This is a genomic window from Desulfococcus sp., from assembly GCF_041737845.1.
Classification (GTDB): domain Bacteria; phylum Desulfobacterota; class Desulfobacteria; order Desulfobacterales; family Desulfococcaceae; genus Desulfococcus.
In genome coordinates this window covers 1-25,599 of the sequence record NZ_JBGSQX010000102.1, presented here as the reverse complement: position 1 = coordinate 25,599, position 25,599 = coordinate 1, and the positions used below count along the sequence as shown (strand labels likewise).

Annotated in this window: 20 protein-coding genes; 6 read left to right on the top strand and 14 right to left on the bottom strand. The window is 61.8% G+C overall.

From position 1 onward, the window contains the following. Positions 1-46: 46 nt before the first annotated feature. The 4 genes from ACEW8N_RS11705 to aprB all read right to left on the bottom strand — a co-directional run bounded on the left by ACEW8N_RS11705 (position 47) and on the right by aprB (position 6,607). Positions 47-2,383: an FAD-dependent oxidoreductase gene (locus ACEW8N_RS11705; RefSeq protein WP_373500007.1), complete on the bottom strand. Its 2,337-nt coding sequence runs from the start codon at positions 2,381-2,383 to the stop codon at positions 47-49. 89 nt (positions 2,384-2,472) lie between these two features. Next, the gene (locus ACEW8N_RS11700; RefSeq protein ID WP_373500006.1) at positions 2,473-3,750 is read right to left on the bottom strand and encodes a CoB--CoM heterodisulfide reductase iron-sulfur subunit A family protein; all 1,278 of its coding nucleotides are present in this window, start codon (positions 3,748-3,750) and stop codon (positions 2,473-2,475) included. A 352-nt stretch (positions 3,751-4,102) separates the two neighbouring features. After that, positions 4,103-6,076, bottom strand: coding sequence for an adenylyl-sulfate reductase subunit alpha (aprA, locus tag ACEW8N_RS11695; protein WP_373500005.1), 1,974 nt, complete (start codon positions 6,074-6,076; stop codon positions 4,103-4,105). A gap of 93 nt (positions 6,077-6,169) precedes the next feature. Then, positions 6,170-6,607: an adenylyl-sulfate reductase subunit beta gene (gene aprB / locus ACEW8N_RS11690; RefSeq protein ID WP_373500004.1), complete on the bottom strand. Its 438-nt coding sequence runs from the start codon at positions 6,605-6,607 to the stop codon at positions 6,170-6,172. Positions 6,608-7,168: 561 nt separating this feature from the next. Here aprB and ACEW8N_RS11685 point away from each other — a divergent pair. Further along, entirely contained in the window at positions 7,169-7,912 is a 744-nt protein-coding gene (locus ACEW8N_RS11685) for a YkgJ family cysteine cluster protein (RefSeq protein ID WP_373500003.1), read from the top strand. Further along, positions 7,909-8,724 (top strand): SDR family NAD(P)-dependent oxidoreductase, encoded by an 816-nt coding sequence (locus ACEW8N_RS11680; protein ID WP_373500002.1) that lies wholly within the window; start codon positions 7,909-7,911, stop codon positions 8,722-8,724. The genes ACEW8N_RS11685 and ACEW8N_RS11680 overlap by 4 nt, the downstream gene beginning before the upstream one ends. Positions 8,725-8,754: 30 nt before the next feature. Here ACEW8N_RS11680 and ACEW8N_RS11675 read toward each other — a convergent pair whose 3' ends face one another. Genes ACEW8N_RS11675 through ACEW8N_RS11665 form a run of 3 tightly spaced genes read right to left on the bottom strand, consistent with a single transcriptional unit; the run spans position 8,755 to position 11,201 of the window. After that, the gene (locus ACEW8N_RS11675; RefSeq protein ID WP_373500001.1) at positions 8,755-9,537 is read right to left on the bottom strand and encodes a YkgJ family cysteine cluster protein; all 783 of its coding nucleotides are present in this window, start codon (positions 9,535-9,537) and stop codon (positions 8,755-8,757) included. Beyond that, a complete protein-coding gene (locus ACEW8N_RS11670; RefSeq protein WP_373500000.1) occupies positions 9,537-10,127 on the bottom strand; it encodes a hypothetical protein in 591 nt (196 codons plus the stop codon). The genes ACEW8N_RS11675 and ACEW8N_RS11670 overlap by 1 nt, the downstream gene beginning before the upstream one ends. A gap of 18 nt (positions 10,128-10,145) precedes the next feature. Further along, entirely contained in the window at positions 10,146-11,201 is a 1,056-nt protein-coding gene (locus ACEW8N_RS11665; protein ID WP_373499999.1) for a deoxyguanosinetriphosphate triphosphohydrolase, read from the bottom strand. 93 nt (positions 11,202-11,294) lie between these two features. On the opposite strand from ACEW8N_RS11665, the gene ACEW8N_RS11660 reads away from it, so the two are divergent. Together ACEW8N_RS11660 and ACEW8N_RS11655 are read left to right on the top strand one after the other, a co-directional pair. Then, positions 11,295-11,861, top strand: coding sequence for a type I restriction enzyme HsdR N-terminal domain-containing protein (locus ACEW8N_RS11660; RefSeq protein ID WP_373499998.1), 567 nt, complete (start codon positions 11,295-11,297; stop codon positions 11,859-11,861). Between the two features lie 17 nt (positions 11,862-11,878). Further along, complete coding sequence (locus ACEW8N_RS11655) at positions 11,879-12,391, top strand: nucleoside deaminase (RefSeq protein ID WP_373499997.1); 513 nt, start codon at positions 11,879-11,881, stop codon at positions 12,389-12,391. A gap of 89 nt (positions 12,392-12,480) precedes the next feature. On the opposite strand, the gene ACEW8N_RS11650 is transcribed toward ACEW8N_RS11655, so the two are convergent. The 3 genes from ACEW8N_RS11650 to ACEW8N_RS11640 are packed head-to-tail and all read right to left on the bottom strand — an operon-like array spanning position 12,481 to position 15,509. Continuing rightward, positions 12,481-13,482 (bottom strand): electron transfer flavoprotein subunit alpha/FixB family protein, encoded by a 1,002-nt coding sequence (locus ACEW8N_RS11650; RefSeq protein ID WP_373499996.1) that lies wholly within the window; start codon positions 13,480-13,482, stop codon positions 12,481-12,483. Continuing rightward, positions 13,475-14,329 carry a hypothetical protein gene (locus ACEW8N_RS11645; RefSeq protein ID WP_373499995.1) on the bottom strand — a complete coding sequence of 285 codons (855 nt, stop codon included), beginning with the start codon at positions 14,327-14,329 and terminating at the stop codon, positions 13,475-13,477. The genes ACEW8N_RS11650 and ACEW8N_RS11645 overlap by 8 nt, the downstream gene beginning before the upstream one ends. A 31-nt stretch (positions 14,330-14,360) precedes the next feature. Beyond that, positions 14,361-15,509 (bottom strand): acyl-CoA dehydrogenase family protein, encoded by a 1,149-nt coding sequence (locus ACEW8N_RS11640; RefSeq protein ID WP_373499994.1) that lies wholly within the window; start codon positions 15,507-15,509, stop codon positions 14,361-14,363. Positions 15,510-15,756: 247 nt separating this feature from the next. Here ACEW8N_RS11640 and ACEW8N_RS11635 point away from each other — a divergent pair, with 247 nt between their 5' ends. Further along, positions 15,757-18,012 (top strand): response regulator, encoded by a 2,256-nt coding sequence (locus ACEW8N_RS11635; protein WP_373499993.1) that lies wholly within the window; start codon positions 15,757-15,759, stop codon positions 18,010-18,012. A gap of 36 nt (positions 18,013-18,048) precedes the next feature. Further along, a complete protein-coding gene (locus ACEW8N_RS11630) occupies positions 18,049-19,176 on the top strand; it encodes an NAD(P)/FAD-dependent oxidoreductase (RefSeq protein ID WP_373499992.1) in 1,128 nt (375 codons plus the stop codon). A gap of 29 nt (positions 19,177-19,205) precedes the next feature. Here the strand turns inward: ACEW8N_RS11630 and ACEW8N_RS11625 are convergent, their stop codons facing one another. The 4 genes from ACEW8N_RS11625 to ACEW8N_RS11610 are packed head-to-tail and all read right to left on the bottom strand — an operon-like array spanning position 19,206 to position 25,168. Then, entirely contained in the window at positions 19,206-20,372 is a 1,167-nt protein-coding gene (locus ACEW8N_RS11625; RefSeq protein WP_373499991.1) for an FAD-dependent oxidoreductase, read from the bottom strand. Positions 20,373-20,426: 54 nt separating this feature from the next. Next, complete coding sequence (locus ACEW8N_RS11620) at positions 20,427-21,929, bottom strand: hypothetical protein (protein WP_373499990.1); 1,503 nt, start codon at positions 21,927-21,929, stop codon at positions 20,427-20,429. After that, on the bottom strand, positions 21,922-22,947 hold the full coding sequence (gene sppA / locus ACEW8N_RS11615) for a signal peptide peptidase SppA (protein WP_373499989.1): 1,026 nt from the start codon (positions 22,945-22,947) through the stop codon (positions 21,922-21,924). The genes ACEW8N_RS11620 and sppA overlap by 8 nt, the downstream gene beginning before the upstream one ends. A 10-nt stretch (positions 22,948-22,957) precedes the next feature. Then, entirely contained in the window at positions 22,958-25,168 is a 2,211-nt protein-coding gene (locus ACEW8N_RS11610; protein ID WP_373499988.1) for an FAD-dependent oxidoreductase, read from the bottom strand. Between the last annotated feature and the right edge of the window lie 431 nt (positions 25,169-25,599).

Here is a 25,599-nt window from a genome sequence, read left to right as displayed (position 1 = left end):
AGAATACCCTTCCCCCATCAACTTTTCACATGCTGTTTTTGCCTGTTTAGAAACCCTTGAAGGGGTTCGGACCCAGGGCTTCGATGGATTCCACGAAGCCGTTGATGATCTCCGGAACCTTGTCGTATTCATCGATCGCGATCTCGAACTGGGCGACCCGCTCCTCTTCGAGGGCCAGGCTTGTCAGGGCGTCGCCGATCTTCTTCATCCGGATCTGGGCCAGTTCGCTGCCTTTGACAAAATGGCACTGGTAGTCATCCCCGTGTTTGCATCCCATGATGAAAACCCCGTCCATGCCCTGGGAGAGCGCGTCCTTGATCCAGATGACGTTGACGGAACCGAGGCAGCGCACCGGAATCAGTCGGACGTCGGCGGAGTAGGAAAGGCCGTTGAGGGCCGCAATATCCAGTGCCGGGAGGGCGTCGTTTTCGCAGACCAAGCCTAGGACTCGGAAGGGCGGCGAGGGGTAGTCGTCTTCGGAGGGCACCTTGACCGCCTTGACCATGGAGCCGATGCTGTCGATGTTGTAATCGGCAAAACCGATGATGCGCTCGGGGCAGGCCCCCATGCAGGTTCCGCATCGGCGGCACCGTGCGGGATTGGGCTTGGGCGTGCCCTTGGCGTCATCGTCCAGGGCGCCGAAGGGGCATTCCTCGGTGCAGCGCTTGCACTGGGTGCATCTCTGGAAGAAGAAGTCCGGGAAGGTCATGTCGCCGGAGCGGGGATGGACCGACACGCCGCGGTTGGTGGACCGGATGCACTGGATGGCCTTGAGGGCGGCACCGGTGGCGTCTTCCATGGACTCTTCCATCGTCATGCTACGCCGGACGGCGCCGGCTGCGTAAATGCCGGTCCGCTGGGTTTCATAGGGGAAGCAGATGAAGTTGGAGTCGGAATAGCCGTTGAAAAGACCGATATCACGGAACGCGGGCCCCTGCCGGTAGGCGAGGTTGACGACCGGATCATCGGCCGTGGCCGGCACCATGCCGGTCCCCAGAACGACCATGTCGGCTTTGACCCGGATCTGCTGGCCCAGGAGGGTGTTGTCGGCATCGACGAACATGCCGTCGCCGTTCTTGGAGACCTGGGTAACCTCACCCTTGGTGAGGAAGATGCCCGGGTCCTGCTGCATGCTTTTGTAGAAATTTTCGTTGAGGCCGGGGGTCCGCATGTGCTGATAGAAGATATAGGCCTTTCCGTCATCATAATCCTCGCGGACATACTTGGCCTGCTTGAGCGATACCATGCTGGTCACGGCGCCGGCATAGGAAAAATCGGCATCCCCCGCCTCGCCGCCGGGGCTCTGGATGAAGACGACCGATTTGGCCGCCTTGCCGTCCGATGGGCGTTTGATGGGGCCTGCGGCCGCGATTTCCTCGAAGGCCGCATTGGTGACCACATCGGGCAGATCCCCGTACCCGAGGTTGGCGAACTCCCCGGCTTCGGGTTTGTAGGGGCGCCATCCGGCGGCCAGAACCACGGCGCCGAATTTCTCGCCGTTGGGATCAAAGGTCAGGATGTCCACCTTGCCCTTGTTGTATTCCATGTAAAGCTCATGGATCTTTTCGGCGTCGAGTTCCTTTCCGCTCGCATCGATCTTCATCTCTTCGGGAAGGGGAAATGGCACGTCAAATTCGATCTTATCGCCCGGTTTCTTGAGGGTCACGGTGAAATCGCCCGGTTCGCCGGCGATTCGAGCCACGACGGTGTTGGTTTTCACCGTAATTTTGGGAAACTTTTCGAGTTCGTCGATCTTGCCATGAAGGATGGGCGGGATGAGGCTGTCGTAGGGGTCACCGATGGGCGTCTGTTTCCGGACCTTGGCGGCGTATCCGCCGAGGTAGGATTCTTTTTCGACGATGGTGACCTCATAGCCGGCCTTGGCAGCGTCGACGGCGGCGGAGATGCCGGTGATGCCCCCGCCGATCACCAGAATCCGGTCGCTGAAGTTCTCCTGCTTGTAGGGTTCGGGCAGTTTGACTTTTTCGACCCGGATCATGCCCATCCGGATATAATCCTCAGCCATCATCTGGACGCGGTCAAAATTGGATTCGTCTTCCTTTTCTTCCTCGGTCAGGGCCGGAAACTTGTCTCTGGGGTGGGACCACACGACCCCTTCCCTCAGATTCACCCGGTCGACGATGCAGCCGTCGAACCGAAAGGTATCGAAATTGACGCGACGGGAGCATGCCGCCAGGACCAGGGTGTTGGTCCCGGAGGCGATCTCCTTCTTCAGCAGATCAACGCCCTCTTTGCCGCAGAAGCAGGGGTGGGTCTTTACCGGCACGCCTTCATCTTCAGGGACAGCACATAGCGCTTTAACATCCAGGGCTTCACCGATTCCACAACCTGTGCAGATATATACACCGTACTTTTTATCCATGGATATCCTCCTGAGTTCAGTCGTCAGTTATCAGTTGTCAGTTATCTATGAGTTAGGACTGATCCCTGATCCCTGTTCGCTGATCACTGTTACCTGTTCACCAGGGTTTGAATCGCTTTCAGTGCCATGCCGGTGGCATGCTGATTGGCCGATGTCACGTCAAAGGGTTTGGCGGCGCATCCGGTGCCAAACATTCCGCCTTTTTCAAAGTCGTTGATGATGAAGCCGTCTGAATTGAATTTCAACTCGGCGGGCAGTTTGACGTTGGCTGCCGTCGGCTGCATGCCGGTCGCCAGGACGACCATATCGACGGTCTGACGGATCTTCTCACCGGTAAGGGCATTCTCCGCGACGACGGTGATATTCTTGGTGTCCGGATCCTCGCTGACCTCGGCGACTTTTCCCTTGATGAAGACGACGTTTGGATCCGCCTTGACCATTTGGTAGAATTTCTCATACCGCTGGCCCGGAGAGCGGATATCGATATAAAAGACGTAGATCTTGGCGTCGGGATACAGGGCGCGGACATAGGTCGCCTGCTTCAGGGAAGCCATGCAGCAAATATACGAACAATAGGGAAGGTGATTTTCGTCCCGGGATCCCGCGCACTGAACAAACGCGATGGTCTCGGGCGCCTTGTCGTCGGAGGGTCTGAGGATTTTACCCTGGGTGGGACCGTTGGGGGCCGCCAGGCGCTCCATCATCATGTTGGTGACGATGTTCTGGTACCGGCCGAACCCCAGGTTGTCGATCCGGTTGGCATCGTAGGGCTCCCAGCCGGTGGCCCATACAAGGGAGCCGACGCTGAGGGAGACGGTCTTCGTCTCCATATCCAGCTCGACCGCGTCGTACTTGCACGCCGCCTTGACCTTCTTGGCGTCTTCGGTGCCTATGATTCTCGAAGAGATGACATACCTTGACGGGAAGGCCATCTCGTGGGGCAGATAGGCGCCCTTGATCCGGTCCATTCCGAAATTGAAGTCGTTGGGGACCTCTGTCTCGCAGACCTTCGCGCATTCGCCGCAGCAGGTGCAGTTGCTGTTGACGTACCGGGGGCTCAGCTTCACATCGACCGAATAATTTCCCGGTGCTCCGTTGACCTTCTCCACCTCGGCCAAGGTAAACACCTTGATGTTCGGATTGTCCTTGATCCGCCTGAAGTTGATCTCAAGTCCGCAGGTAGGGGGACACAGCTTGGGAAAATACTGGTTCAACTGCGAGACCCGGCCGCCCAGATATGGGTTCTTCTCGATGATGAATACCTCATACCCCACCTCGGCAGCTTCGAGGGCCGTAGTTAACCCACTGATCCCACCGCCAACAACCATAATGCTTCCGCTACCAGGGGCTTGTTTGTCTACCGTCATGCTATCCCTCCGTGCATCATAATGTTTGTGTGATTATAGCAAGGTTGCACATGTGTTTTTTCCTAATCGTTTTTCCATTGTAAATGGTGGATGTCATAAACTCTCAGAAAACGCTTTCGAAGCCCTCCGCCCTGTTTTCGCAGAGCGAAGACCGGCCAAAACCATTTTCTGAAAGCCTATAGCGCCCTGTGTCGGCGGCGTTCGCGGCCTGTTTCGAGGCTCCGATTTCGTCCCATCACAGTAACGATGCCGCATCTTAATAAAAACCTCCGGGCATTCGAAAACACCCGGAGGTTATGGTTCAGTCTTTAGTGGATTTCGGAACTCCTAATCATTCCGGTCTCCGCTTCAATTAATCGGGGATGATCTTGATGTATTCTTTCTTGAAGATATCCCATTTCTTGTTGGCCGGATCGTACTTCGAGTTGACGAAGCAGAACCAGTTCGCGTCATCCTGACCCGGGTAGTCGGCCTGATAGTAGAAGCCGGGGTAGCGGGTCTCTTTACGGAACTGGATGTGACGCAGATGAGACTCGACGGTCCAGATGCGGTGCTCGATCTCCCATGCTCTCATCAGCTCGTGGAGGTCGCCGGCAGCCAGTTTCTCGCAGTCTTCGCGCATGGTCGCCAGCAGATCCATGACGACTTCCAGCATCTTGCTGGAGGTCTGGTAGTATGTCGACGTGCCGGCGCCGTACTCATGGGTTGCCTTCATCAGGCGATACATCATTCCGTTGGGTTTGATGTACGCGGGGTTGATGTCGATCGCAGTGGTGTAGTTGCAGTTATCCAGGAAGGTGCGGACCGGTTTGTAGACCAGGTCGACCAACTCCGCATTGGTCTGCTTCAAGGTCGGTTTGAAGTCGGCGTTGTCGCGCACGAATCTGGCCATGGACTTGGCGACCATACGACCCTCGGCGTGGGAGCCGGAGGAGAACTTGTGGCCGGAGCAGCCGACGCCGTCACCGGAGGAGAAGAGACCGTTGACCGTGGTCATGCGGTTATAGATTTTGCCTTTGTATTTGATCTTGTAGGCTTCCGGAACCCAGTCGAAATCGGGGCCGGAGCACCACAGGCCGCAGCAGCCGGAGTGGGAACCCAGCAGGTAAGGCTCGGTGGGCATAACCTCGGAGTTTTTCTTTTCCGGCTCGCAGTTCTGGGCACACCAAAGGTTGGCCTGGCCGCAGGTCATGTCAAGGAAGTCTTCCCAAGCTTCGGACTCGAGGTGCTTGAGTTCTTTCTTGTCCATGGTTTTTCCGAGCGTTGCCAGGGCGGTCACGGTGTCCATGATGATCGGGCCGCGGCCTTCTTTCATCTCGAACAGCATCAGGTGGTTACGCAGACAGGTCGGGGTGATGGCGGCGGTTCCGTAAGGAGCGTATTTTTCCAGTTCGGCCTTGGCGGCGGCACCGCCGGCGAAGGCTTCGCCCAGACCGTTAAGGGTTTTGGCCTTGAACAGAAGGAACCATGCGCCGACCGGGCCGTATCCGTCTTTAAAGCGGGCCGGGGTGAAACGGTTTTCCATCATGGACAGTTCGGCGCCGACCTTCATACACATGGTGTAGGTGGAACCGGCGTTCCATACGGGGTACCAGGCGCGGCCCTTGCCCTCGCCGACCGAACGGGGCTGGTAAATGTTTACCGCGCCGCCGCAGGCGACCATCATGGTGTTGCATTTGATGATGTAGACCTTGTTCTCGCGGACGGAGAAGCCGACGGCGCCGGCGATGCGGTTGGGCTCATTGGCGTCCAGCAGCAGTTCGACGATGAAGCAGCGCTCGAGGATATTGTCGTCACCCAGAGCTTTTTTGGCGGCTTCCGCAACGACTCTCTTGTAGGATTCGCCGTTGATCATGATCTGCCATTTACCGGTGCGGACCGGGGTGGCGCCGGCTTTCAGGGATCCCATCTTGAGACCCTTTTTGCCGTCCAGGTTTTTCCCGTCTTCGGTTTTCTTCCAGATGGGCAGGCCCCATTCCTCGAACAGGTGCACGGAGTCATCGACATGGCAGCCCAGGTCGAAGATAAGGTCTTCGCGGACCAGACCCATCAAGTCGTTGCGGACCATCCGGACGTAGTCGTCGGGGGAGTTCGTGCCGACATAAGTATTGATGGCGGAAAGGCCCTGCGCTACCGCGCCGCTTCTCTCCATGGCGGCTTTGTCGCAGAGAAGGACCTTCTTGTCGGCGGCCCATTTCTTGATCTCGAAGGCAGTGCCGCAAGCAGCCATGCCGCCGCCTACGATCAGGATGTCAACTTCACGCTCATCAACTTCAGGATCCCTAACGGCTTTAAGTTCACCCACGGGTTTGTTCGGTAATGCCATACTCCATACCTCCTTAAGGTAATATCAACTTGTTATTTTTTTCAGCTTCCGATTGTTGTTTCATTCCCGGGCATCGTGATGCAGCATCACATGCTAAGCGGTGGCAATCGGTCTCTTCAATGTGTAGCCGTCTGCCTCTTCCGTGGAGAGCAATTCGCTGTCAAGGTCTTTGCCCTTCAGACTGTCGTAAGCATTGGCCGCGCCCTCAGGAGTGGTACGGATGGGGAACTTAAAGCGTTTGATAAGCCCATTTCTGAACTTACAGGTCCACATGACGTCTTCGGTACCCATCATCGGCATAATGGAGCTTCCCAGGGGCACGAAATCCGCATAACCTCTGACCTCGATGGCCTGGGTCGGGCAGATCTTTACACAAGAAAAGCATTCCCAGCACTGATCGGGCTCCTGATTGTAGGCTTTCATTGCATTGGGATCGAGCACCATCAGGTCGTTGGGGCAGATGTACATACACGCGGTCTTATCTCCACCCTTGCAGCCGTCACATTTTTCCTGAATTACAAAACTTGGCATTTACAATACCTCCTACAGTTATCGTTTGGTGATAGTAAAGGTCTAACAACCTAAATCAATTGAATGGCAACTTAAGCTGTCTGCACCTCCCTTCCTACCTGTGGCCAAACATTTTGGCCAATTCTCAAAAACACTGACTCATATTAGTTTTTGCCGCCTATCAGATCCCAAATTGGACAACTATGCTAGATTTCAGGCTCTGTAAACAGTTTTCTTTTCGCGCTGCTGTTTTTGTGGCCAACCCCGCAACCAGCCGGGTTTCAAGCCGCGTTTGCCGGAACCTCATGCAAACGTTTTTACTATGAATTTTCCTCAAATCCGTCACAGGATCCAAAAAAAATCCCATTTACCAAGGCAAATCAACTACCATCCTTTATGGGGCTTGTCAACCTCTTTTGATGGGACGCTTTTGAAACACATTGATATGAAATCACCGCATTGGAGGGCTCTCCCGAAACGATTTTCGGTTGACAAACCACCCCAACCCGATCATCTTCTGACCGTTTCATGGTGACGCCGCACGCTGCCGACAATCGTGTTTTTCAATGAAGGGATTATGGTATGGAAAATGAACTGACGCCGCTGTCTCCGGATGATGTTTTCACCTTTTCCTGCACGCCCGCGGTGGCGTGCTTCAATGAATGCTGCCGGAACCTCAACCAGTTCCTGACCCCCTATGACATCCTGCGGCTCAAAAACCACCTGGGTCTTTCGTCGTCCGTTTTCCTAGAACGGCATACCGTGACCCACATCGGGCCCGAAACCGGGCTGCCGGTCGTCGTCCTGCGGCAGGATCCCGCATCGGGAATGACATGCCCCTTCGTCAGCGACCGGGGGTGCATCGTCTACGAAGCCCGACCGTCATCGTGCCGCGCCTATCCCCTGGCACGCCTTGCGTCCCGCTGCCGGGAAACCGGCAAGGTGACCGAGCACTATGCGCTCATGCGCGAACCCCACTGCCGGGGCTTCCGGGAAGAAAAGCGCCAGACCGTGCGCCAGTGGATTGAGGACCAGGGCCTTTCCGCCTGCAACGAGATGAACGATCTTCTGATGGAGATCATCGGCCTCAAGTCGCGGCTTCACCCCCAGCCCCTGGACATCCGTGAACGGCATATTTTTCACCTGGCCTGCTATGATCTGGACGCCTTCCGGAAGCAGGTGTTCGAAAAGGATCTCCTCAAAGAGATGGCCCCGGACCCCGAGCTCCTCCTGGCTGCCGAAAACGACGACACGGTCCTTCTCCGCCTGGCGATGGCCTGGCTGAAACAGACCCTCTTCGGAAAGCCGGAGGGCGGGGAGCCATGACCCTGGCCGGGAAGGCGGCCCTGGTGCTCGGGGCCGTCAAGGGCATCGGCAAGGGGGTGGGGCTTGCGCTGGCCGAATCCGGCGTGAGGACAGCCCTCACCTATTGCGACTGGGAAGAAAGCCTCGCGGCCATGCGCCGGGATTTCGCCGCGTCCGGAACAGACCATCTGATCCTCCGCGCGAATCTGCTTGAAACCGATTCTATCGCCAGGTTGGTCGAAAAGGTCGTGGCCCGTTTCGGGCGGCTCGATATCCTCATCAACAACATCGAGCGGGGCGGGTGGCCGATCGTCCACGGGGCCTACACCCGGGGCCAGTGGGACCTGGAAATGGAGACCACCCTCCGTGCCAAGCAATGGGTCTTCACCGCCGCCCTCCCCCACCTCAAGGCCTCGGGCGACGGCGTCGTCATCAACATCTCGTCCATCGCGGGCATCGTCGGCCGGTGCGGTCCGGCCGCCTATCTCTTCAACGAGGGGTATTCGGCCGCGAACCGGGGCATCTCCCTGCTGACGGAAACCTGGGCGCGGCTGGGCGCCCCCGAGGTCCGGGTCAACGAAATCATGCTGGGGATCTTCGATACCCGCCACGCCCGGGAAACCCGGGGCTGGGGCCTGCTCACCCATGCCCAGAGGCAGGCCATCATCGACCACACGCTCATGGGGCGGACGGGCGCCGTCGATGACGTGGCCAAGGCCGTGCGCTTCATCATCCGGGACGCCCCTTTCATGACCGGCAGCGTTCTCCGCATCGACGGCGGCTATGTGCTGGGCGGGGAAAAGGTCGCGCCCATGCCGCCGGGCGTGGTGTGACCGCGCGGAAGCGTCCCGGCGCCGCGCCCCCTATTTCGGCCGGAACCGGGTCGGGGGGACCCCCCACAGGTAGAACGAGATCCATTCAAAGCCCAGCTTCAGAAGCTCCTTGTCGTCTCTTCTGCATTTCCGCTGGAGGTCGGGCCTCACCTTGTAACGTTTCAGGAAACTGCTCTTGAAGACGAACTCCCGGAACGGATCGATGTTGTACGCCGCCATGAAGGCCATCTTCGCTTTTGCGCCCCCCGGGCCCTCGCTTCCCCAGGGATTATCCTGAAACAGGCGCCTCACCCCGGCCCAGGCCAGGGTCATCTCATTGTGCATGGCGGCGTCCTGGTCGTCGGCCCAGGAGTCGACGGTCCAGGTCTGGTCTTCGTGACGGCCCAGGCAGAACTCCGGCGGCCTGAACAGGTGGATCGTCTCGCTTTTGCCGGTCCCGGCATCGAACAGGACGCCCTGCTCCACGGGAAAGGTCCGGCAGGTATCCGGACGGTCCGGGTAGACCGAACAGCCCCCGTCGGTCAGGAACGGGCAGGTTCTCGCCTCGTTGTCCGCCATGCGGAGGAGGACCTCGGGGAAATGGCTTCCGGGCCGGAGGACCACGTCCACGTGAGCCTCCAGGAAGCGGTCCGAGGAGATGCCCAGGTTGTTCCTGAGCCGGACCACGTCGTAGGGGTAGAGGAAAAGGTTGAGATTCCGGCAGCAGAGGTTGAAACACCCGACCCCGGGATGGCAGGCAAAGGAGAACCGGTCCCCTTTTTCAAGGCGCCTTCCGGGGATGTCTTTCAGGGATTCCCAATCGAGGTGCTTCATCAGGGCATCTCCTCAAACGTCACGATCATCTCCGAGACGGTCCGTTTCAGCCTGGATGCGATCCCCGCGGTCTGCTTCAGCTCGTTTTCGAGGAGCGCCATCTCACGGTAAAAGGGCGTCCGGTCAAACGGATGGTAGCCCCGGCCCGCCGTCTGCCGGGTGAAGGCCTCGCATCCCGGGCCCCGGGTTGCGGGGCGTCCGGGCAGGCGAAGCTCGTGGGCGATGCCGTGCAGGCGGCAGATCATGGGGCGGAAGGCATAGAGCCGGCATCGGCCGCCCTCGTTAACGGGGCACATCACCCGGACGAGGGCCTGCTCTTTGTCGGCCGCGGCCGCATCCCGCCGGGCCGCCTCCGCCCGGGTCCGCATCCCCTCCCGGTCCTCCGAAGAGAGCGCGCGGAACCCCTCTTCGAGAAAGCGGTATTCCAGGTGGGTATGGTGGTAAAATCGGGTCAGGCAGCAGTTGTCGGTGCAGCCGTCGCAATGAAACCCGTAGTGATCCGCCGCCGCCCGGTAGGCGGCGTCCATGTCGGCATAGAGGGTTTTCAGGCGTTCGAGGAACGGGGCTGCGATCTCCATCATCCGGTGCATTGGGATCTCCTCCGCCCTTCAGACGAGGGGGGTGGGAAAGAATAATCGGGAATAGAGGTTCATGGCATACCGGTCGGTCATGCTGGCGATGAAATCACAGACCAGGCGTTCGTAGGGATGGCCGCTGTTCAACAGGTTCTGCATCTCCATGCTGACCAGCTCCCGCTCGATCTGGGAGGGGTTTTCCAGGAAGTAGGTAAAGAGCTCGGAAAGGATCTTCTTGGCCTTCATGAATTCTTTGTGGACCTGGTGGGATCGATAGACATTGTCATAGAGGAACTGGCGGAGCTGCCCCATGGCTTCCTCCATCTCATCACTGGTGTCTAAAACCATTCGGCCGTTTTCCCCCCGGCTGGAATAGATCAGGTCCCGCATCATGGCCGTGGCCCTTTCGGAATGGGTCCTTCCCAAAACCTTCACGCAGAAATCCGGCACCTGGCTTTCATGGATGACCCGGCTCCGGACCGCATCCTCGAGATCGTGGTTGAGATAGGCCATGATATCCGCGAACCGGACGATCTGGCCTTCCACGGTGCAGGGATTCTCCTCCGGGTCGTCCGGGAGGATCTTGCCGTAGCCCTTGGCGTGCTTGAGGATGCCGTCGCGCACCTCATAGGTGAGATTGAGCCCCCGCCCCTGGTTTTCCAGGACGTCCACCACGCGAAGGCTCTGTTCGTTGTGGGCGAAGCTGTAGGAAAAGATTTCCTTGAGAGCCATTTCTCCGCCGTGACCGAACGGGGTGTGGCCCAGATCGTGCCCCAGGGCGATGGCCTCGGCCAGGTCCTCGTTCAGGTACATGGCGCGGGCGATGGTCCTGGCGATGTGGGCCACCTCGAGGGTATGGGTCAGGCGGGTCCGGTACTGGTCCCCCAGGGGCGACAGAAATACCTGGGTCTTGTACTTCATGCGCCTGAAGGCGTTGCTGAAGACGATCCGGTCGCGATCCATCTGAAAGGCCGTGCGGATCTCCCGCAGAGGCTCCGGCCGGACGCGCCCCCTGGAACTGGAACTGAGGCACCCGTAGGGAGACATGAAACGCCGTTCCCGTTCCTCAAAATCCTCGCGAATAGACATTGTTGACTCAACCCATGATTGTCTCAAAAAAAGGTTTTATTTTATTCTTATCCATATTAAATTGTAAAGAAAAATTTGGACATGGAGGCAATGATGACGGGACACCATCTTATCCTCGGCGAACTGACCGACGCGATTTCGGGAGAGTTGTTGGAAGACAGCCATGACGAGCGGTACCGTCAGAAGATCGCACGCATTCTGCTTTCGGACAAAGGATTTGCCAAGGCCGAGATCACCCCCCGAATCCCGCTTACGGTCGCCGCCGGAAACCTGCGGGGGCGGATCCGGGTCGACTTCCTGGTGGCCGTTGGCGGAAGGAGCGCCATGATGGTCAAGTACGGTCCCGGGTCCCTCATCACCCGCCACCGGCCGGCCCTGGCCATGTCGAGGCTGCTTGCCGCTTATCAGATCCCGGTGGTGGTCGTCACCAACGGCCTTGACGCGGACGTCCTCGACGGGTCCTCCGGACGCCTTTCGGGCAGGGGCTTCATCGCCCTCCCCGACCGGTTCGCCCTCGCGGAGATCGTGGGCCGGGCCTCGTTCGACCCGATATCGCCCCGGAGGGCCGAGATGGAAGCCCGGATCGTCTACTGCTATGAAATCGACGGAAGCTGCCCCTGTGAAACCGATATCTGTCGGTTGGGAGAGGCGGAAGGCTGAAGGCGGAAGGAACGCTCATGGATTTCGATTATTTTATGGGGAAGGCTCTTCTGCAGGCCCGCGAGGCCTTGGACCGGGGGGAGTTTCCCGTGGGGTGCGTCATCGTCCGGGGAGGGGAGGTCATCGCGACCGGCGTCCGGCGGGGCACGGCAGGGGGGGCCGTCAACGAGACCGATCATGCGGAAATGATTGCCCTTCGCCGCCTGGACGAACTCGGCCCCCATGTGGCAAGGGGCGAACTCGCCCTTTTCTGCACCATGGAACCCTGCCTGATGTGCTTCGGCGCCATCCTCATCGCAGGCATCGGCACCGTGGTCTGGGCCTATGAAGACGCCATGGGGGGCGGCACTGCGTGCGACCGCTCGGTCCTGCCCCCGCTTTACCGCGACCGCCGGATCACCATCGTCCCCCGGGTCCTGCGAGAAGAAAGCCTCGCGCTCTTCAAGGCCTTTTTCCAAAACCCGGAAAACGACTACTGCGCGGGGACCTTCCTGGCGGAATACACCCTCGCGCAGGAAACAACAGACTGAAGGCGATAGGCGATGGGCGATAGGCTGAAGGTTGGTCCCTGCGATTTTTCTCGTTCTCGGCCCAACTCCTTCAGCCTTTGGCCTTCCGCCTATTCCCGGATGCGCGCCTTCAGCTCGCGGATCAGGGCCGAGCAGACCTGGCCCGCGTCGGCCACTACCGCGACATCCGCCATCTTCATCATGGTCGCATGGGGGTTTTTGTTGACGGCGATGATAAAATCGGCGTTGGACAGGGCGGCCGTATGCTGGATAGCGCCGCTGATGCCGAAGGAAAGCAGGATCCTGGGCCGGATGTTTCGCCCGGCCTGACCGACCAGGGCCTCCTGGGGGGCCCACCGGCTATGGACGACCGGACGCGTCGCCCCGACCTCCCCCTCCATGAACCGCGCCAGTTCGAAGAGCTTCCTGAACCGGGTTTTGCTGCCCATCCCCCTGCCGCCGCAGATCACGACAGAAGCATCCTCCAGACGCCGCGTTCTCTGGGGCAGCCGCCGGGAACTGACCAGCCGGACCCGGACGGGAGGGAGCCCCTCGGGAAGGGGTAGCCGGATGATCCGGCCCGTGGCCGTATAGTTGTGGGGGATCTCCTGAAAAGTCCCGGGGCGGACGGTGGCCATCTGCGGGCGGGCATCGGGGGTGACGATATCGGCGATCAGGTTTCCTCCGAAGGCGGGCGCCGTCTGGACCAGGAGGCCGTCCTCGCCGATGTTCAGATCGATGCAGTCCGCCGTGAGCCCGGTTCCAAGGCGCTTGGCCAGGGCCGGCGCGAACTCCCGGCCGAAGGCGGTGGCCCCGACGAGGATGGTGCCGGGCGCGTGGGCCGCGGACAGCCGGGCTGTGATGTCGGCATACCGCTCGACATTGTAGTCCTTGAGGGCGGGGTCGTCCATCACATAGACGGTCTTTGCCCCGTGGGCGATATATTCCCCGACGTATTCGTCGAGGTCATGGCCCAGGATCACCGCGCAAACCTCGGCGCCAACGGCGGGGGCCAGGTCGTTGGCCCGCGACAGGAGTTGGAGCGTCACCCGGTTCTGGAAATAGTTCCGGTAATCCCCGAACACCCAGATGTTTCCGCCTGGCTTATTCATCGTCTGTCCATTCGCTTTCCGATGGATGGTCATGGGGCTTGAGGTCTTTGCCCATGGCGCCGCCGATGCGGTCCCCGAATCGATCGAAGAGTTCGTCGACCACCTTTTTCGGCGAGCCCTTGAGGACCACGTTCTCTTTCTGAGCCACGGGGGAATAGACATTGAGGATCCGCGTGGGCGAGGCCTTCATGCCGACGACGGCGGGGTCCAGGCCGAGGGCCTCGCATCCGAGGGTCAGGATTTCCACGTCCCCGAAGGCGTCCTCAAGCCCGCTGAAGGATACATACCGGGGCGGATACTGCCGGGTCGTGACCGTCACGAGGCCGGGCAGGTCCATCTCCAGGGTCTCCAGGAAGTCATCGGCCTCCCGCCGCACCCGGAGGATCGTCCCCTCGATTTCCAGGTGCTCCACGCCGGCCGCGCCGGGGACGTCCAGCTCCTCCGCCAGCTGCGGCCCAACCTGGGCGGTCTCGCTGTCGGTGGTGTGGGAGCCGCACAGCACGAGGTCGAAATCCGGACAGACATGCCGGATGGCCCTGGCTAGGGTGAAGGAGGTGACGAAGGTATCCGCGCCGGCCATCCGGGGATCGGAGAGGTGAACGCCGCGGTCGGCGCCCATTGCGACGGCTTCGTGGAGGATCTCCCGGGCGGCCGGCGGCCCCATGGTGACGGCCGTGATATCCGCCCCAAAGCGATGCTTGAGATGAAGGGCGGCCGCAAGGGCGTGCCGGCAGGCAGGGTTCATCATGCCGTCGGCCAGTTCCCGTTTCAGGGTCCCCGTCCGGGCATCCCAGGGAAGCTCGGAAACCATGGGGACCTGTTTCATGCATACGACGAGTTTCAGCATATCTTCAATCAACAGGATAGGGTTGAGGGGTTCAGGCGGGCCGGGACAGAACCGACCGGGAGATGACCATCCGCTGGACCTCGCTGGTGCCTTCGTAGATCTCGGTCACCTTTGCATCCCGGTAATACCGCTCGACATCATATTCCTTGCTGTAACCGTAGCCCCCGTGGATCTGGACCGCCCGGCCGGCCGTCCGCGTCGAGAGAAGGCTGCAGAAGAGCTTCGCCTTGGCGGCTTCGGGCCCGAAAGGCTTTCCGGCGTCCTTCAGGGCGCAGGCCCGGTAGAGCAGCAGGCGCCCCGCGTCGATCTCGGTGTCCATGTCCGCGAGGTAGTTCTGGATGGTCTGGAAGGCGGCGATGGGCTTGCCGAACTGCTGCCGCTCCTTGGCATACCGGACCGACGCGTCAAAGGCCGCCTGAGCGATTCCCAAGGCCTGTGCGGCAATGCCGAGCCGGCCGGTATCCAGGGCTGCCAGACCGATTTTGAGCCCGTCTCCGGGGCGGCCCAGAAGGTTCGTCTCCGGGACCCTGCAGTCTTCGAAAAAAAGCGACGATACCGGATTGGCGCGCATGCCGCAGAGGTCTTCAATCTCCCCGACCGAGAACCCGGCGGTCCCTTTTTCCACGACAAACACCCCCGCCCGCCGGCGCGGGTCCTCGGGGTGGGTCACGGCGAACACCAGCGCCGTTCCGCAGACGCCGCCGTTGGTCACGAAGATCTTGGTGCCGTTGATCACATAGTCTTTTCCCTCGCGGAGGGCGAAGGTTTCCACGCCCCCGGCATCGGAGCCGGCGTTGGCCTCGGTCAGGCAGAATGCCCCGATGCGCTCGCCGGCTGCAAGGGCGGGAAGGAACCGTTTTTTCTGAGCCTCCGTTCCGAACCTGACGATGGGAAACGCGCCGACGCTGTTGTGTACGGTCACACAGAGCCCCAGGGCGCCGCTCACCCGGGAAAGTTCCTCGACGATGACGGCGTAGCTGATGGTGTCGATCTCGGCGCCGCCGTAAGCCCTGGGAATCTGGAGGCCGAAGAAGTTGAGGGGCCTCATTTTCTCGATGATCTCCCAGGGGAACCTGGCCTCCCGGTCCAGGTCGTGCACCACGGGCGCGATTTCGGCCTCGGCGAACTCCCGAACCGTCTTGCGGACCAGGTTGTGTTTCATGCAGGGGTTAAAGTTCATGATATCTCAGACGGGTTGAAGGATTCATCATGGATGAGCAAGGGTGGTAGCACCGGACCTTCTCCCATGTCAAGAGGAATGGCGCGGGGGATTCCAAAATGATTGACAATTTCACCGGTTTGATGGATTCTTTCCTGCACGGTGGATTTGCCACGAAACGATACATTTCCCGCATCAGGAGGCGATCACGGATTTTTCCCCGTCACAACCGAAAAACGATCTATCGGACGGCAGCGTCGAGGGCATCATGAAACAGGCCGCGGCGGCCCAGAACCGGGCGCTCCCCGGCACCCTGGCGGCGGCTGCCCTGGTCTGCCTGCTGCCCGCCGCAGGAGTCATTCTCTCCGATGGGCACCCCATCGCCGGCCCCATGGCGCTCCTCGCCGCCGGCTGCCTGCTGTCTGTCCTCGTTCTCCATCACCTTGGCGGAAAGTCAAGCCGCAGGGCACTCCGGGCGGTTGAATCCGGCTGGAGGGAGACGCGGCGGAGGTTGAAGGAGGTCACAGCCCATTCGGACCAGATCGCCGCGGCCGGGGATCGGTCCATCCGCTGCAGAAACGAATTCCTGGCCCACATGAGCCACGAGATCCGAATGCCGCTCTCCGGCGTGATCGGCATGGCGCGCCTGCTTCTGGGGACCGAGCTGACCATGGAGCAGCGGGAGTATGCGGAGGCCGTCAAAAACCGCGCCGAGGCCCTGCTTCAGACCATCACCGACATCCTGGATTTCTCCAAGATCGAAGCCGGCAGGATGGCCCTCGAGGTGATCCCGTTCGACCTCAGGGTCACCATGGAAGACATCGTCGACATGTTCTCCCTTCAGCTTTACGAAAAACGGATGGAGATGATCACCCTGATCGATCCCGAAATCCCCTCGCTCATCAAAGGCGACCCGGGCCGCCTCCGCCAGATCCTCATCAACCTCATCGGCAACGCCGTAAAATTCACCGAGACAGGGGAGATTTCCTTGAAGGTCGATCTCCTCGGCGCCGGCGAAGGCAACGGCATCACCCTGCGATTCTCCATCGCCGACACGGGGATCGGCATCACCGATGCCCAGATGGCGACCCTCTTCGACCCCTACCAGCAGGCCGATGTCTCCACCGCCCGGAAATACGGCGGCACCGGGCTGGGGCTGGCCATCTCCAAACAGCTCGTCGAGCGCATGGGCGGGACCATCGGGGTCGAGAGCACGCCCGGGGCGGGCAGCACCTTCCGGTTCACGGCCGTCATGGAAAAGCAGGCACTCGATGAAACCCGGGTCCATGAGATGGCCCCCGACATCAAGGGCGTTCCCGTGCTCGTCGTGGAAGACAACAGCACCAACCGCCGCATGCTCAGGGAGCTTCTCGCCCACTGGGGCTGCCTTTACGATGAAGCCGCCGAAAAAGACACCGCGCTGGAGAAACTGCGGGATGCCGCCTCGGCCGGACAACCGTTCCGGATCGTCATCATCGGCACCGAGATATCGGGAACCAGCGGCGAGGCCCTGGGCGCCGGGATCATGGGGGAGCCGTCCCTCGGCACCCCCCGGCTGATCATGATGACCTCTCTGGGAAGCCGGGGGGACGCCGCCCGCCTCGAGATGGCCGGCTTTTCGGCATATCTGACCAAGCCGATCAAGCAGTGCCAGCTTCTCGAGTGCCTCCTCACCCTTCACGGCAATCCGTCCCGCCCCGCGCTGCAGCCCAGCCGGAAGATATTGACGCGCCACACCATCGAGGAAAACCGCAGGCGGCGGCTTCGAATTTTGCTGGTGGAGGACGACGCGGTCAGCCGGAAGGTGACCCTCACCCTCATGGAGCGGCTGGGCTTCCTGCCGGACACCGCCGAGGACGGCCGAAAGGCCCTGGCGGCCCTGGAAAATCAAACCTACGACCTCATCTTCATGGACTGCGTCATGCCGGTCATGAACGGCTTTGACACCGCCCGTGAAATCCGCGGGAAAAACGCGCTGAAACAGATCCCCATCATCGCCATGACGGCCCATGCGGGCGCGGAGATCGAAGAAACATGCCTCGCATGCGGCATGAACGACCATATCTCGAAACCGGTCACCTCGGAAGGTCTGGCACAGATGGTCGACAGATGGACGCAGGTGTCCGACACCATGGAACTTCTGGAACTGCCGCAGATCCCCGTGCCCACGGAGATGATCTTTGACAAGGAGGATCTGATCCGGCGGGTCATGGGGGATGACCATTTCGCCCGGGAGCTGGCGGTGGAATTCCTGAAAGACCTGCCCCGGCGCCGCTCGCTGCTGAAATCGGCCATCCTCCGGCGGGAGCCCGAAGCGGTGCGCCAGGAGGCCCATTCCCTCAAGGGATCCGCCACCAATCTCAGCGCCCCGGCGCTGAGAGAGATCTCCTGCCGCATCGAAGCGGCCGCCGCCACCGGAAAGACGGAAACCGCCCACCACCTGCTCCGGGAACTCGACAGCCAGATTCAGAATTTCAAAAACGCCCTGATCCTTTCGAAACTGATATCTCTCGACGATTGCTGATCCTCTCGCCCGCCGGGACGGAAAGGAGATTTTTCCATGGGAAAGCACATGGTCCTCGTTGGGGGCGGCCACGCCCATCTGACGGTCCTCAAAAACCTGGAGCAGTTCACCGGCGGCGGATGCAGGGCCACCGTCATCAGCCGAAGCGCCTACCATTATTATTCGGGTATGGGCCCCGGGATGCTGTCGGGCGATTACGCCCCCCGCGAAATTCGATTTCACGTCCGGAAGATGACCGAGGACCTCGGAGGCCGGTTCATCGAGGACGGGGTGATCCGGGTGGCCCCCGGGGAGCAGATCCTCTACCTGAAGCGGGGCGCCCCCGTCCCCTATGACGTCGTCTCGTTCAACACCGGCAGTTCGGTGGCCTTCGACACGCCCGCCGGCCCCCAGGTCCGATCGGTCTTTCCCGCAAAACCCATCGAAAACCTTCTGGCGGCCAGGGAAGCCGTCCGCAGGCACCTCAAACGGGGTCATCTGAATCTCTGCGTTGCCGGCGGCGGACCTGCGGGCATCGAGCTGTCGGCCAATCTGCGATCCCTGGTTCGGAAGGAGGGGGGGCGGGCGGAGATCGTCCTGGTGGCCGGCGACAGACTCCTGTCCACCCGCCCGGAGCGACGGCTGAAGGCGTGCGTCGAAAGAGAACTTCGCAGGCAGGAGATTACGGTGATTGAGGGCCGTCGCCTGGCGGCCCTGGACGAAGGGAGGGTCGTCCTTTCCGACGGATCCACCCTGCAAACCGACCTGGTTCTGCTGGCGACCGGAACGCGCCCGTCGAAATTCTTCCGGGAGTCGGGTCTTGCCACCGGTGACGACGGCGGTCTCCTGGTGGATGAGACCCTCCGCGCCGTCTCCCACCCCACGATCTTCGGCGGCGGGGACTGCATCGCCTTCGCGCCCCGCCCGCTGGCGAAGATCGGAGTCCATGCCGTGCGCCAGAACCCGATCCTGCTTCACAACCTGACGGCCGCCGTGACCGGGCGGCAAGACTACGTGAAATACAAACCCCAGCGTACCTGCCTCCTGATCCTCAACATGGGCGACGGCCGGGGGGTTTTCGTCAGGAACGGCCTGGTCTTTGCGGGAAAAACCGCGTTCCGCCTGAAAAACCATATCGACCGCGGCTTCATGAAGAAATTTCAGGTGAGCGGCGAAGCCGGATGACGGGCTCCCGCATCTCCAGGACCGGGGCTTTACAATGCGGCCTTGAGGATCTCCCGGCCCGCGTTCCGGGCGCCCACGATATTCCGGGCGCAGGGGCCGCCCCGAAGCTCCGCGAGGGCGCCGGTCACAAAAATGCGGGGGTGCCACCGGTACCCCTCGTCCAAAACCGGATAGCCGCAGGCCTCGGTTTCAAGTCCCAGCTCCCCGACCATCTGATCTGTCAGGGATCCGCCCGGCCGCTCCGGGCCGAAGCCCGTGGCCAGAAGGATCCGGTCCGCATGCCAGACGCCGTCGTCGGTTGAGATCCGGATGCGGCCGCTGCGCCATGACGCTTCCCGGACGCGGCCCACCCGGAAGGCCGCACGGCCTTCGCGGGTCAGTTGATCGAAGGCCGCGGCCGTTTCCTCGGGCACGGTCCCGCGATGCCGCGCCGCGTCGATGATGGCCCGGCGGCGGGGGTAGGGCGTCCCGGCATAGGATCGCAGGCACTTGGGCCCGATCCAGCACGGATCGAAATCGAGGTTGTGGATCCGGAGGGGGTGACGGGAGATGAGGGTGATCCGCCCGGCGGTCATGGGCGCCAGCGCAAGGGCTGCCTGCACGGCGGTGATGCCGCCGCCGATGATCACGGTTTCCATGCTTTCGGGGGTTTCCGGCCTGCGAAAAGCGGGGTCGAATACATGGCTCACCGGCACGCCCTCCCGCCGGAGCGCCAGGGCCCAGCCCGGCCAGCATGGGCGCTCCGGCGGCCCGATGGTCAGAATCACCCGGCGGGTTTCCATGGGGCCGGCGTTGGTGGACACCATGAGTCCGCCGCCGGTTTCGCGGACCGCCAGGGCAAGCCCCGCAACCCGGACCCCGGCAAGCCCCCGCACCCGAACGACGTGGTCGCAATGCCGCTCGAACAGGGCTGTGGACGGTCGGTAGTAGTTGGGGATGAAATCGGCGGTTGGGCGGCCTTCCGGTGTTCGGGCAAACCGGTGCACCGACAGGATGTGGAGGTCGATGTTATGGGTCGCGGGGGACCGCAGATAGGGCATCCCGCATGCCCGCGCCCGGCGCCGCCAAGCGGTCAGCGGTGCCTTGAAGGGGTCTATCACGGCGAGTTTCCCGGAAGGGACCCCCGCCTCGTGCAGCAGCAGGTTCGAAAGATGGGTGCCGTGGACACCGCCGCCGATGATCAGCCAATCCAGCATGCCTCACCCCATTCACGTTCAAAGGGGAAACCTGGTTTTCCGGGCATCCCGTCGTCATCCGTCCTTGCGGAGCGCCCCGCGCCACCGTTCAAGCAGCAGGTCCGTTCGGACCGGACCCAGGCGGTTTCGGACCAGGAAGCGGAAAATATCATGCCGGCTCCCCTGGCGCCACCACTTTCTCAGTTGATCCCCCGAGGCCTTCCGAAACATCCATGCCTCCCCCCACCGGCCTCTCAACGCGCTTTCCATCACAGCCTCGCCCATCCATCCCAGGAGATAATTGAGGCTGTAAAACTCGGGCACCAGGTCGAAGAGATGGCTCTCGGGCTGGTGATAGAACCCCGTGTACCGACGCATCACCCGGGCATAGGGGAGGCCGTCGGCCAGGTCGCCGCCGGAGAACATGTCGACCTCGGCGATGAATTTGGCGGCGTACCGCCGGAACGCGGCAAGGTCCCGCAGCATCTTGTGGTGGGTGAGGATTTCGGCGTCGGCCGCGGCCACCCCCAGGTATCCGGTTAAAAACGGTGGGGACATGACGGCGTTCTGGAGCAGAAAGGCATAGGCCTCCGAGAGGCTGTAGTTCGTGCTCATGTTCCGGATGACCGCAGGCAGTCCGCCGTCGGTGAAGACCGCCGAAAGCCCGTGCCCCAGCTCGTGCCACAGGGTTTCAAGGTCGATCCACCCCCCCTGGGGCCGCATCAGGACATGGACCGCATGGGGGATATCGATGAAGACCGACAGGGCCTGGGCATTGTGCTTCTCCTGCCGCAGATCGAGATGCAGCCCCGGCAGTTCGTCCAATCGCAGGCCCCAGTGGGAAAAGAATTTCAGGGTCTCCGCGAGGGGGATCCCCGGACAGCAGCCGTCGAACTCCGCCAGGCTGAAAAGATTGATGCTGTCGAAACGGGTCAGGGCCTCCAGGGGGCGGTGAAACCGGCGCTCGCACCAGGCCGCCATGCCGTCGAAATAGAGTGCGTCGGTCTGGTCGAGAAAGGCCTTCATCACCGTATACCATCTTCCGTAGTCGATGCCGTGCTTGTGGCTGCAATAGTCGATGTACCCGCTAAAGCCCAGATCCTCCCGGATAGCCCCAAGGAGGACGTGCCAGTGGTTCAGAAGGAAGGGCTTGAGGAACTTGCAGAGGGCGGAGGTCTCTTTTTGGAGCGTTTGCCGCTTTTCATAGGTGCTGGAGGTCTGGCACCAGGGTATGACCTCCTGGAACCCGATCTTTTCGCCGTCCACCTCCGCGCTGGCGCCCTGCATCCAGGTCCGCATCTCGAGTTCATGGGGCAGCAGGATCTGCTGGAGGTAATGGTCCATGAGGGCGTGCTTCAGACGCCGGCGCAGCTCCCCGTCCCTCACGCCGTCCAGCTTGGCCAGGGTTTCCAGCCGCAGCAGGGATTCATAGCCCTCGTAAATCCGGTAAGGGGCCGTCTCTGGGGTTTCTCCCTGCCAGAGGTTCAGAACATGGGCGCTCCATCGCCGGTTGAGCTCGTGGAGGGCGCGCTCGATCTCCGCCGGCGCATCCGAAACAGGGGGCAGGCGGTCAATCATGGGATGCTCCCGGATACCAGAGATAATAGAAGCCGGCGGCCAGGTGCCCCAAGTCCGGCAGGCCCGTCTCAACAAGGGAGACGGCCGGCCTTCCGCCATGCAGCCCGCCCGCGGTGGTGTAGATCGTGTCGTCGGGAAATTCATCCCGGCGGTAGACCACGACCCGGGCCTCCGACGGCAGCCGGGCAAGGGCTTTCGCACGGGAAACAGCATCGTCCAGGTAGCCGATCTCGTCGATCATGCCCAGGGCGAGGGCGTCGTCCGAAAGGAAGATGCGGGCCGTGGCGATGGTCTCAAAGCCTGCTTCCGTGACAGGGCGGTGCCGCTTCACCAGGGTGAAGAACCGGTCCCCCAGCCGGCCGATGAGGTCTTCCATGATGCGCCGCTCCGCCTCGGTGGGCTCGCGGAAAAAGGCGCCCATATCCTTGTTCCGGCCGGTCTTGTAGACATCCACGTCAACCCCGAGCTTGCCCATGAAGCCGGTGAGGTCCGGCTGAAGGTAGATCACCCCCACCGATCCGGTCACCGTGGTGGGGTGGGCCAGGATATGGTCGGCCGGGAGCGAGATGTAGTAGCCCCCGGACGCGGCCACGTTCATCATGGCGGCGACGACCCTGGCGCCCGTGCGCTGCTGATATCCCGTAATTTCATGGTACAGGAGGTCCCCCGCGGTCACGGTCCCGCCCGGGGAGTCGATCTTGAGGACCACCGCGCGGATCCGGTCGTCCTTTTCCGCCTTCCGGAGCTGCGAGACGACATCCTCCACGACGCTCGGGCGGGTCCGGACCCACCCCTTGTCGGGGGCATCCGAGAGCACCCCCCGCACGGAAATCACCAGCACCTTCATCCGGCCCTCTCCCTCCAGGGTGTATTCCGTGAGCGGATCCCCGGCGCCCGGGAAGAGCCGGATGCTCGGGGAGCATCCGAGGGCCAGGGCCGCCCATAGGACAAGCACCCAACCCGCCGGCCCATACCCCGTTGCCGCGTCTGCGGTCTGCCTGAGTATCCGATGGATCATGCCCGCCTCCTCATTCCCGCCTGGAGATGGATGCCCGGGAGGCGGCCTCATCCTCCGGCATCCCCTTCGGCCGTCTCTCCCCGCGGCGCCAGGTGTGGAACCGCTCGACCCACCGGAGAAGCCGCTCGGGCGCATGGTTCTTCTTCCAGATGCCCGCCGCGGCCTTGTTGGCCTCCGCCAGGGTCGGGTAGATGTGGATGGTCCCCAGGATCTTGTTCAATCCGATATTGTGTTTCATGGCCGAGATGTACTCCGCGATGATGTCGCTGGCGTGGGCCCCGACGATGGTCACGCCGAGGATCCGGTCGGTGCCGGGCCGGGTGAGGACCTTGACCACGCCGTGATCCTCGGAATCGGCGATGGCCCGGTCCAGGTCGTCGATGCCGTAGCGGGTAACCTCATAGGGGCTGCCCTGCTCCCGCGCCTCCAGCTCGTTGAGCCCCACCCGGGCGACCTCGGGGTCGGTGTAGGTGGCCCAGGGGATGACCCGGTAGTCTGCCGCAAAGGTCTTGAAGGGGCCGAAGAGGGCGTTGACCGCGGCATACCACGCCTGGTGGGCGGCGGTGTGGGTGAACTGGTAGGGGCCGGCCACGTCCCCCGCCGCGAAGATGTTGGGGAAATTGGTCTGGAGGAGCCCGTTGGTCCCGACGGTCCCCCGCGGCCCGATCTCGACCCCCAGTTCCTCGAGGCCGAAGCCCCGGGTGCTGGGCGCGCGCCCCACGGCCACCAGGATCTCGTCGAAAGGCACCTGCACCTCCCCGCCGCCGTGCTCGCAGACGAGGATCTTTTCTCCGTTCTCCACACGCACCGCCTTGGCCCGGTGGCCGGTCAGGACCCGGATCCCCTCGGCCTCGAACCTCTCCCGGATGCCGTCTGCAATCTCCACATCCTCGCGCCCCAGGATGCGCGGCGCCATCTCGACCTGGGTGACCGAAGACCCCAGACGGGCGAAAGCCTGGGTCAACTCGCAGCCGATGGGCCCCCCGCCCAGCACCGCCAGCCGCCCGGGAAGCCTGCGGAGTTCCCAGATATTGTCGGAGGTCAGGCAGGATACCTGATCCAGCCCCGGAATGGGCGGCACGAAGGGCCGCGCCCCGGTGGCGATGACGATGCTCCGCGTGACGAGGGTGCGTCCGCCGACCGCCACGGTATAGGGCGACGTGATCACCGCCGCCCCCCGGATCACATCCACGCCCAGCTTCCGGTATCGCTCCTCGGAGTCGTGGGGCGCCACCTTCCCGATGACCCGCTGAACCCGCTCCATCACCTCGGCGAAGTCGAAGTCGATGTGGCCGGTCCTGAACCCGAACTCCCGGGCCCGCCGAACGTAGGAGAGGATCCTTGCGGAGCGGATCAGGGCCTTGCTGGGGACGCATCCGGTGTTGAGGCAGTCCCCGCCCATGCTCTCCTTCTCGACAAGGGCGACCCTGGCCCGGACCGCCGCCGCGATATAGGCCGTGACCAGCCCCGCGGAACCGGCGCCGATCACCACCAGGTTGTAATCGAAGGAGCGGGGCCTGGGGTATGGGGCCAGCGCCTTGCGGGCACGCACCGCGGCCACGGCCCGCCTGGCGATGAGGGGGAAAACACCCAGCAGCGCGAAGGAGAAAATCAGGCCGGGCGACAGGATGCCGCCCGGGGAATCGATCCGGGCAAGCTGGGTTCCGGCATTGACATAGACAAAGGTGCCGGGCAGCATCCCGATCTGGCTCACCAGATAGTAAACCCCCGTTCGGATGGGCGTGAGGCCCATGACCAGGTTGATGATGAAAAAGGGGAAGATGGGGACAAGACGCAGGGTGAAGAGGTAAAACGGGCCGTCCCGCCGCATGCCTTCGTTGATGGCCTTCAGTTTTTCGCCGAACCGGTTCTGGACAACATCCCTCAACAGAAAGCGCGAGACCAGAAACGCCAGGGTCGCGCCGATGGCGCTGGCAAACGAGACCACGATCAGACCGACCCAGAGCCCGAAAATGACGGCGCCGGCCAGGGTCATGACCACCGCCCCCGGCAGCGAGAGGGCCGCCATCAGGATGTAGACGCCCATGTAGAGCCCGATGGTCAGCGCCCGGTGTTCGGCGTAATAGTCGTTCAGGGCATCCTGGCGGGCCTTCAGTTGTTCCAGGGTCAGATACTGGCCGAGATCGAAAGCGAAAAACAATATGGCTATCACCGCGACGATCGACAGAACGATAAGGCGAATCAGGGTTGTTTTTTTCATGGCAGCCGTCCTTTGGGTCCTTCATGCAGGTTATTCCGGAAAAGTGACACCCATCGTGTCGCTTCCGTCCATCAGTCGTCGGAAATCCTGCCCGATTGCAGCTTTGCCCGAACATTCATGTAGCCCCGGTCCAGCGACTTGAATAATATTTGAATTTCATTCAAAATAACGATACTGTGCATCCACGTCAAGCCGGCGCGGTTACGATGCGGCTGCTGCCGCATCCGGGTTGTGACCCCGAATTTCAGATGGAGCACACGCATGAAGAATCTTCACTGGACCTTCCCCTACCCTTCCCGCCGGATGCCGGTCATGGCCGAGAACGCCGTCGCCACCTCCCAGCCCCTGGCGGCCCAGGCCGGACTCCGCATGCTGCTTCAGGGCGGCAACGCGGTGGACGCCGCCATTGCCGCCGCCGCGACCCTGACGGT

Excerpts from the sequence above, each read along its gene's own strand:
- ACEW8N_RS11705 (WP_373500007.1), bottom strand. The coding sequence starts at position 2,383 with ATGGATAAAAAGTACGGTGTATATATCTGCACAGGTTGTGGAATCGGT.
- ACEW8N_RS11700 (WP_373500006.1), bottom strand. The coding sequence starts at position 3,750 with ATGACGGTAGACAAACAAGCCCCTGGTAGCGGAAGCATTATGGTTGTT.
- aprA (WP_373500005.1), bottom strand. The coding sequence starts at position 6,076 with ATGGCATTACCGAACAAACCCGTGGGTGAACTTAAAGCCGTTAGGGAT.
- aprB (WP_373500004.1), bottom strand. The coding sequence starts at position 6,607 with ATGCCAAGTTTTGTAATTCAGGAAAAATGTGACGGCTGCAAGGGTGGA.
- ACEW8N_RS11685 (WP_373500003.1), top strand. The coding sequence starts at position 7,169 with ATGGAAAATGAACTGACGCCGCTGTCTCCGGATGATGTTTTCACCTTT.
- ACEW8N_RS11680 (WP_373500002.1), top strand. The coding sequence starts at position 7,909 with ATGACCCTGGCCGGGAAGGCGGCCCTGGTGCTCGGGGCCGTCAAGGGC.
- ACEW8N_RS11675 (WP_373500001.1), bottom strand. The coding sequence starts at position 9,537 with ATGAAGCACCTCGATTGGGAATCCCTGAAAGACATCCCCGGAAGGCGC.
- ACEW8N_RS11670 (WP_373500000.1), bottom strand. The coding sequence starts at position 10,127 with ATGCACCGGATGATGGAGATCGCAGCCCCGTTCCTCGAACGCCTGAAA.
- ACEW8N_RS11665 (WP_373499999.1), bottom strand. The coding sequence starts at position 11,201 with ATGTCTATTCGCGAGGATTTTGAGGAACGGGAACGGCGTTTCATGTCT.
- ACEW8N_RS11660 (WP_373499998.1), top strand. The coding sequence starts at position 11,295 with ATGACGGGACACCATCTTATCCTCGGCGAACTGACCGACGCGATTTCG.
- ACEW8N_RS11655 (WP_373499997.1), top strand. The coding sequence starts at position 11,879 with ATGGATTTCGATTATTTTATGGGGAAGGCTCTTCTGCAGGCCCGCGAG.
- ACEW8N_RS11650 (WP_373499996.1), bottom strand. The coding sequence starts at position 13,482 with ATGAATAAGCCAGGCGGAAACATCTGGGTGTTCGGGGATTACCGGAAC.
- ACEW8N_RS11645 (WP_373499995.1), bottom strand. The coding sequence starts at position 14,329 with ATGCTGAAACTCGTCGTATGCATGAAACAGGTCCCCATGGTTTCCGAG.
- ACEW8N_RS11640 (WP_373499994.1), bottom strand. The coding sequence starts at position 15,509 with ATGAACTTTAACCCCTGCATGAAACACAACCTGGTCCGCAAGACGGTT.
- ACEW8N_RS11635 (WP_373499993.1), top strand. The coding sequence starts at position 15,757 with ATGAAACAGGCCGCGGCGGCCCAGAACCGGGCGCTCCCCGGCACCCTG.
- ACEW8N_RS11630 (WP_373499992.1), top strand. The coding sequence starts at position 18,049 with ATGGGAAAGCACATGGTCCTCGTTGGGGGCGGCCACGCCCATCTGACG.
- ACEW8N_RS11625 (WP_373499991.1), bottom strand. The coding sequence starts at position 20,372 with ATGCTGGATTGGCTGATCATCGGCGGCGGTGTCCACGGCACCCATCTT.
- ACEW8N_RS11620 (WP_373499990.1), bottom strand. The coding sequence starts at position 21,929 with ATGATTGACCGCCTGCCCCCTGTTTCGGATGCGCCGGCGGAGATCGAG.
- sppA (WP_373499989.1), bottom strand. The coding sequence starts at position 22,947 with ATGATCCATCGGATACTCAGGCAGACCGCAGACGCGGCAACGGGGTAT.
- ACEW8N_RS11610 (WP_373499988.1), bottom strand. The coding sequence starts at position 25,168 with ATGAAAAAAACAACCCTGATTCGCCTTATCGTTCTGTCGATCGTCGCG.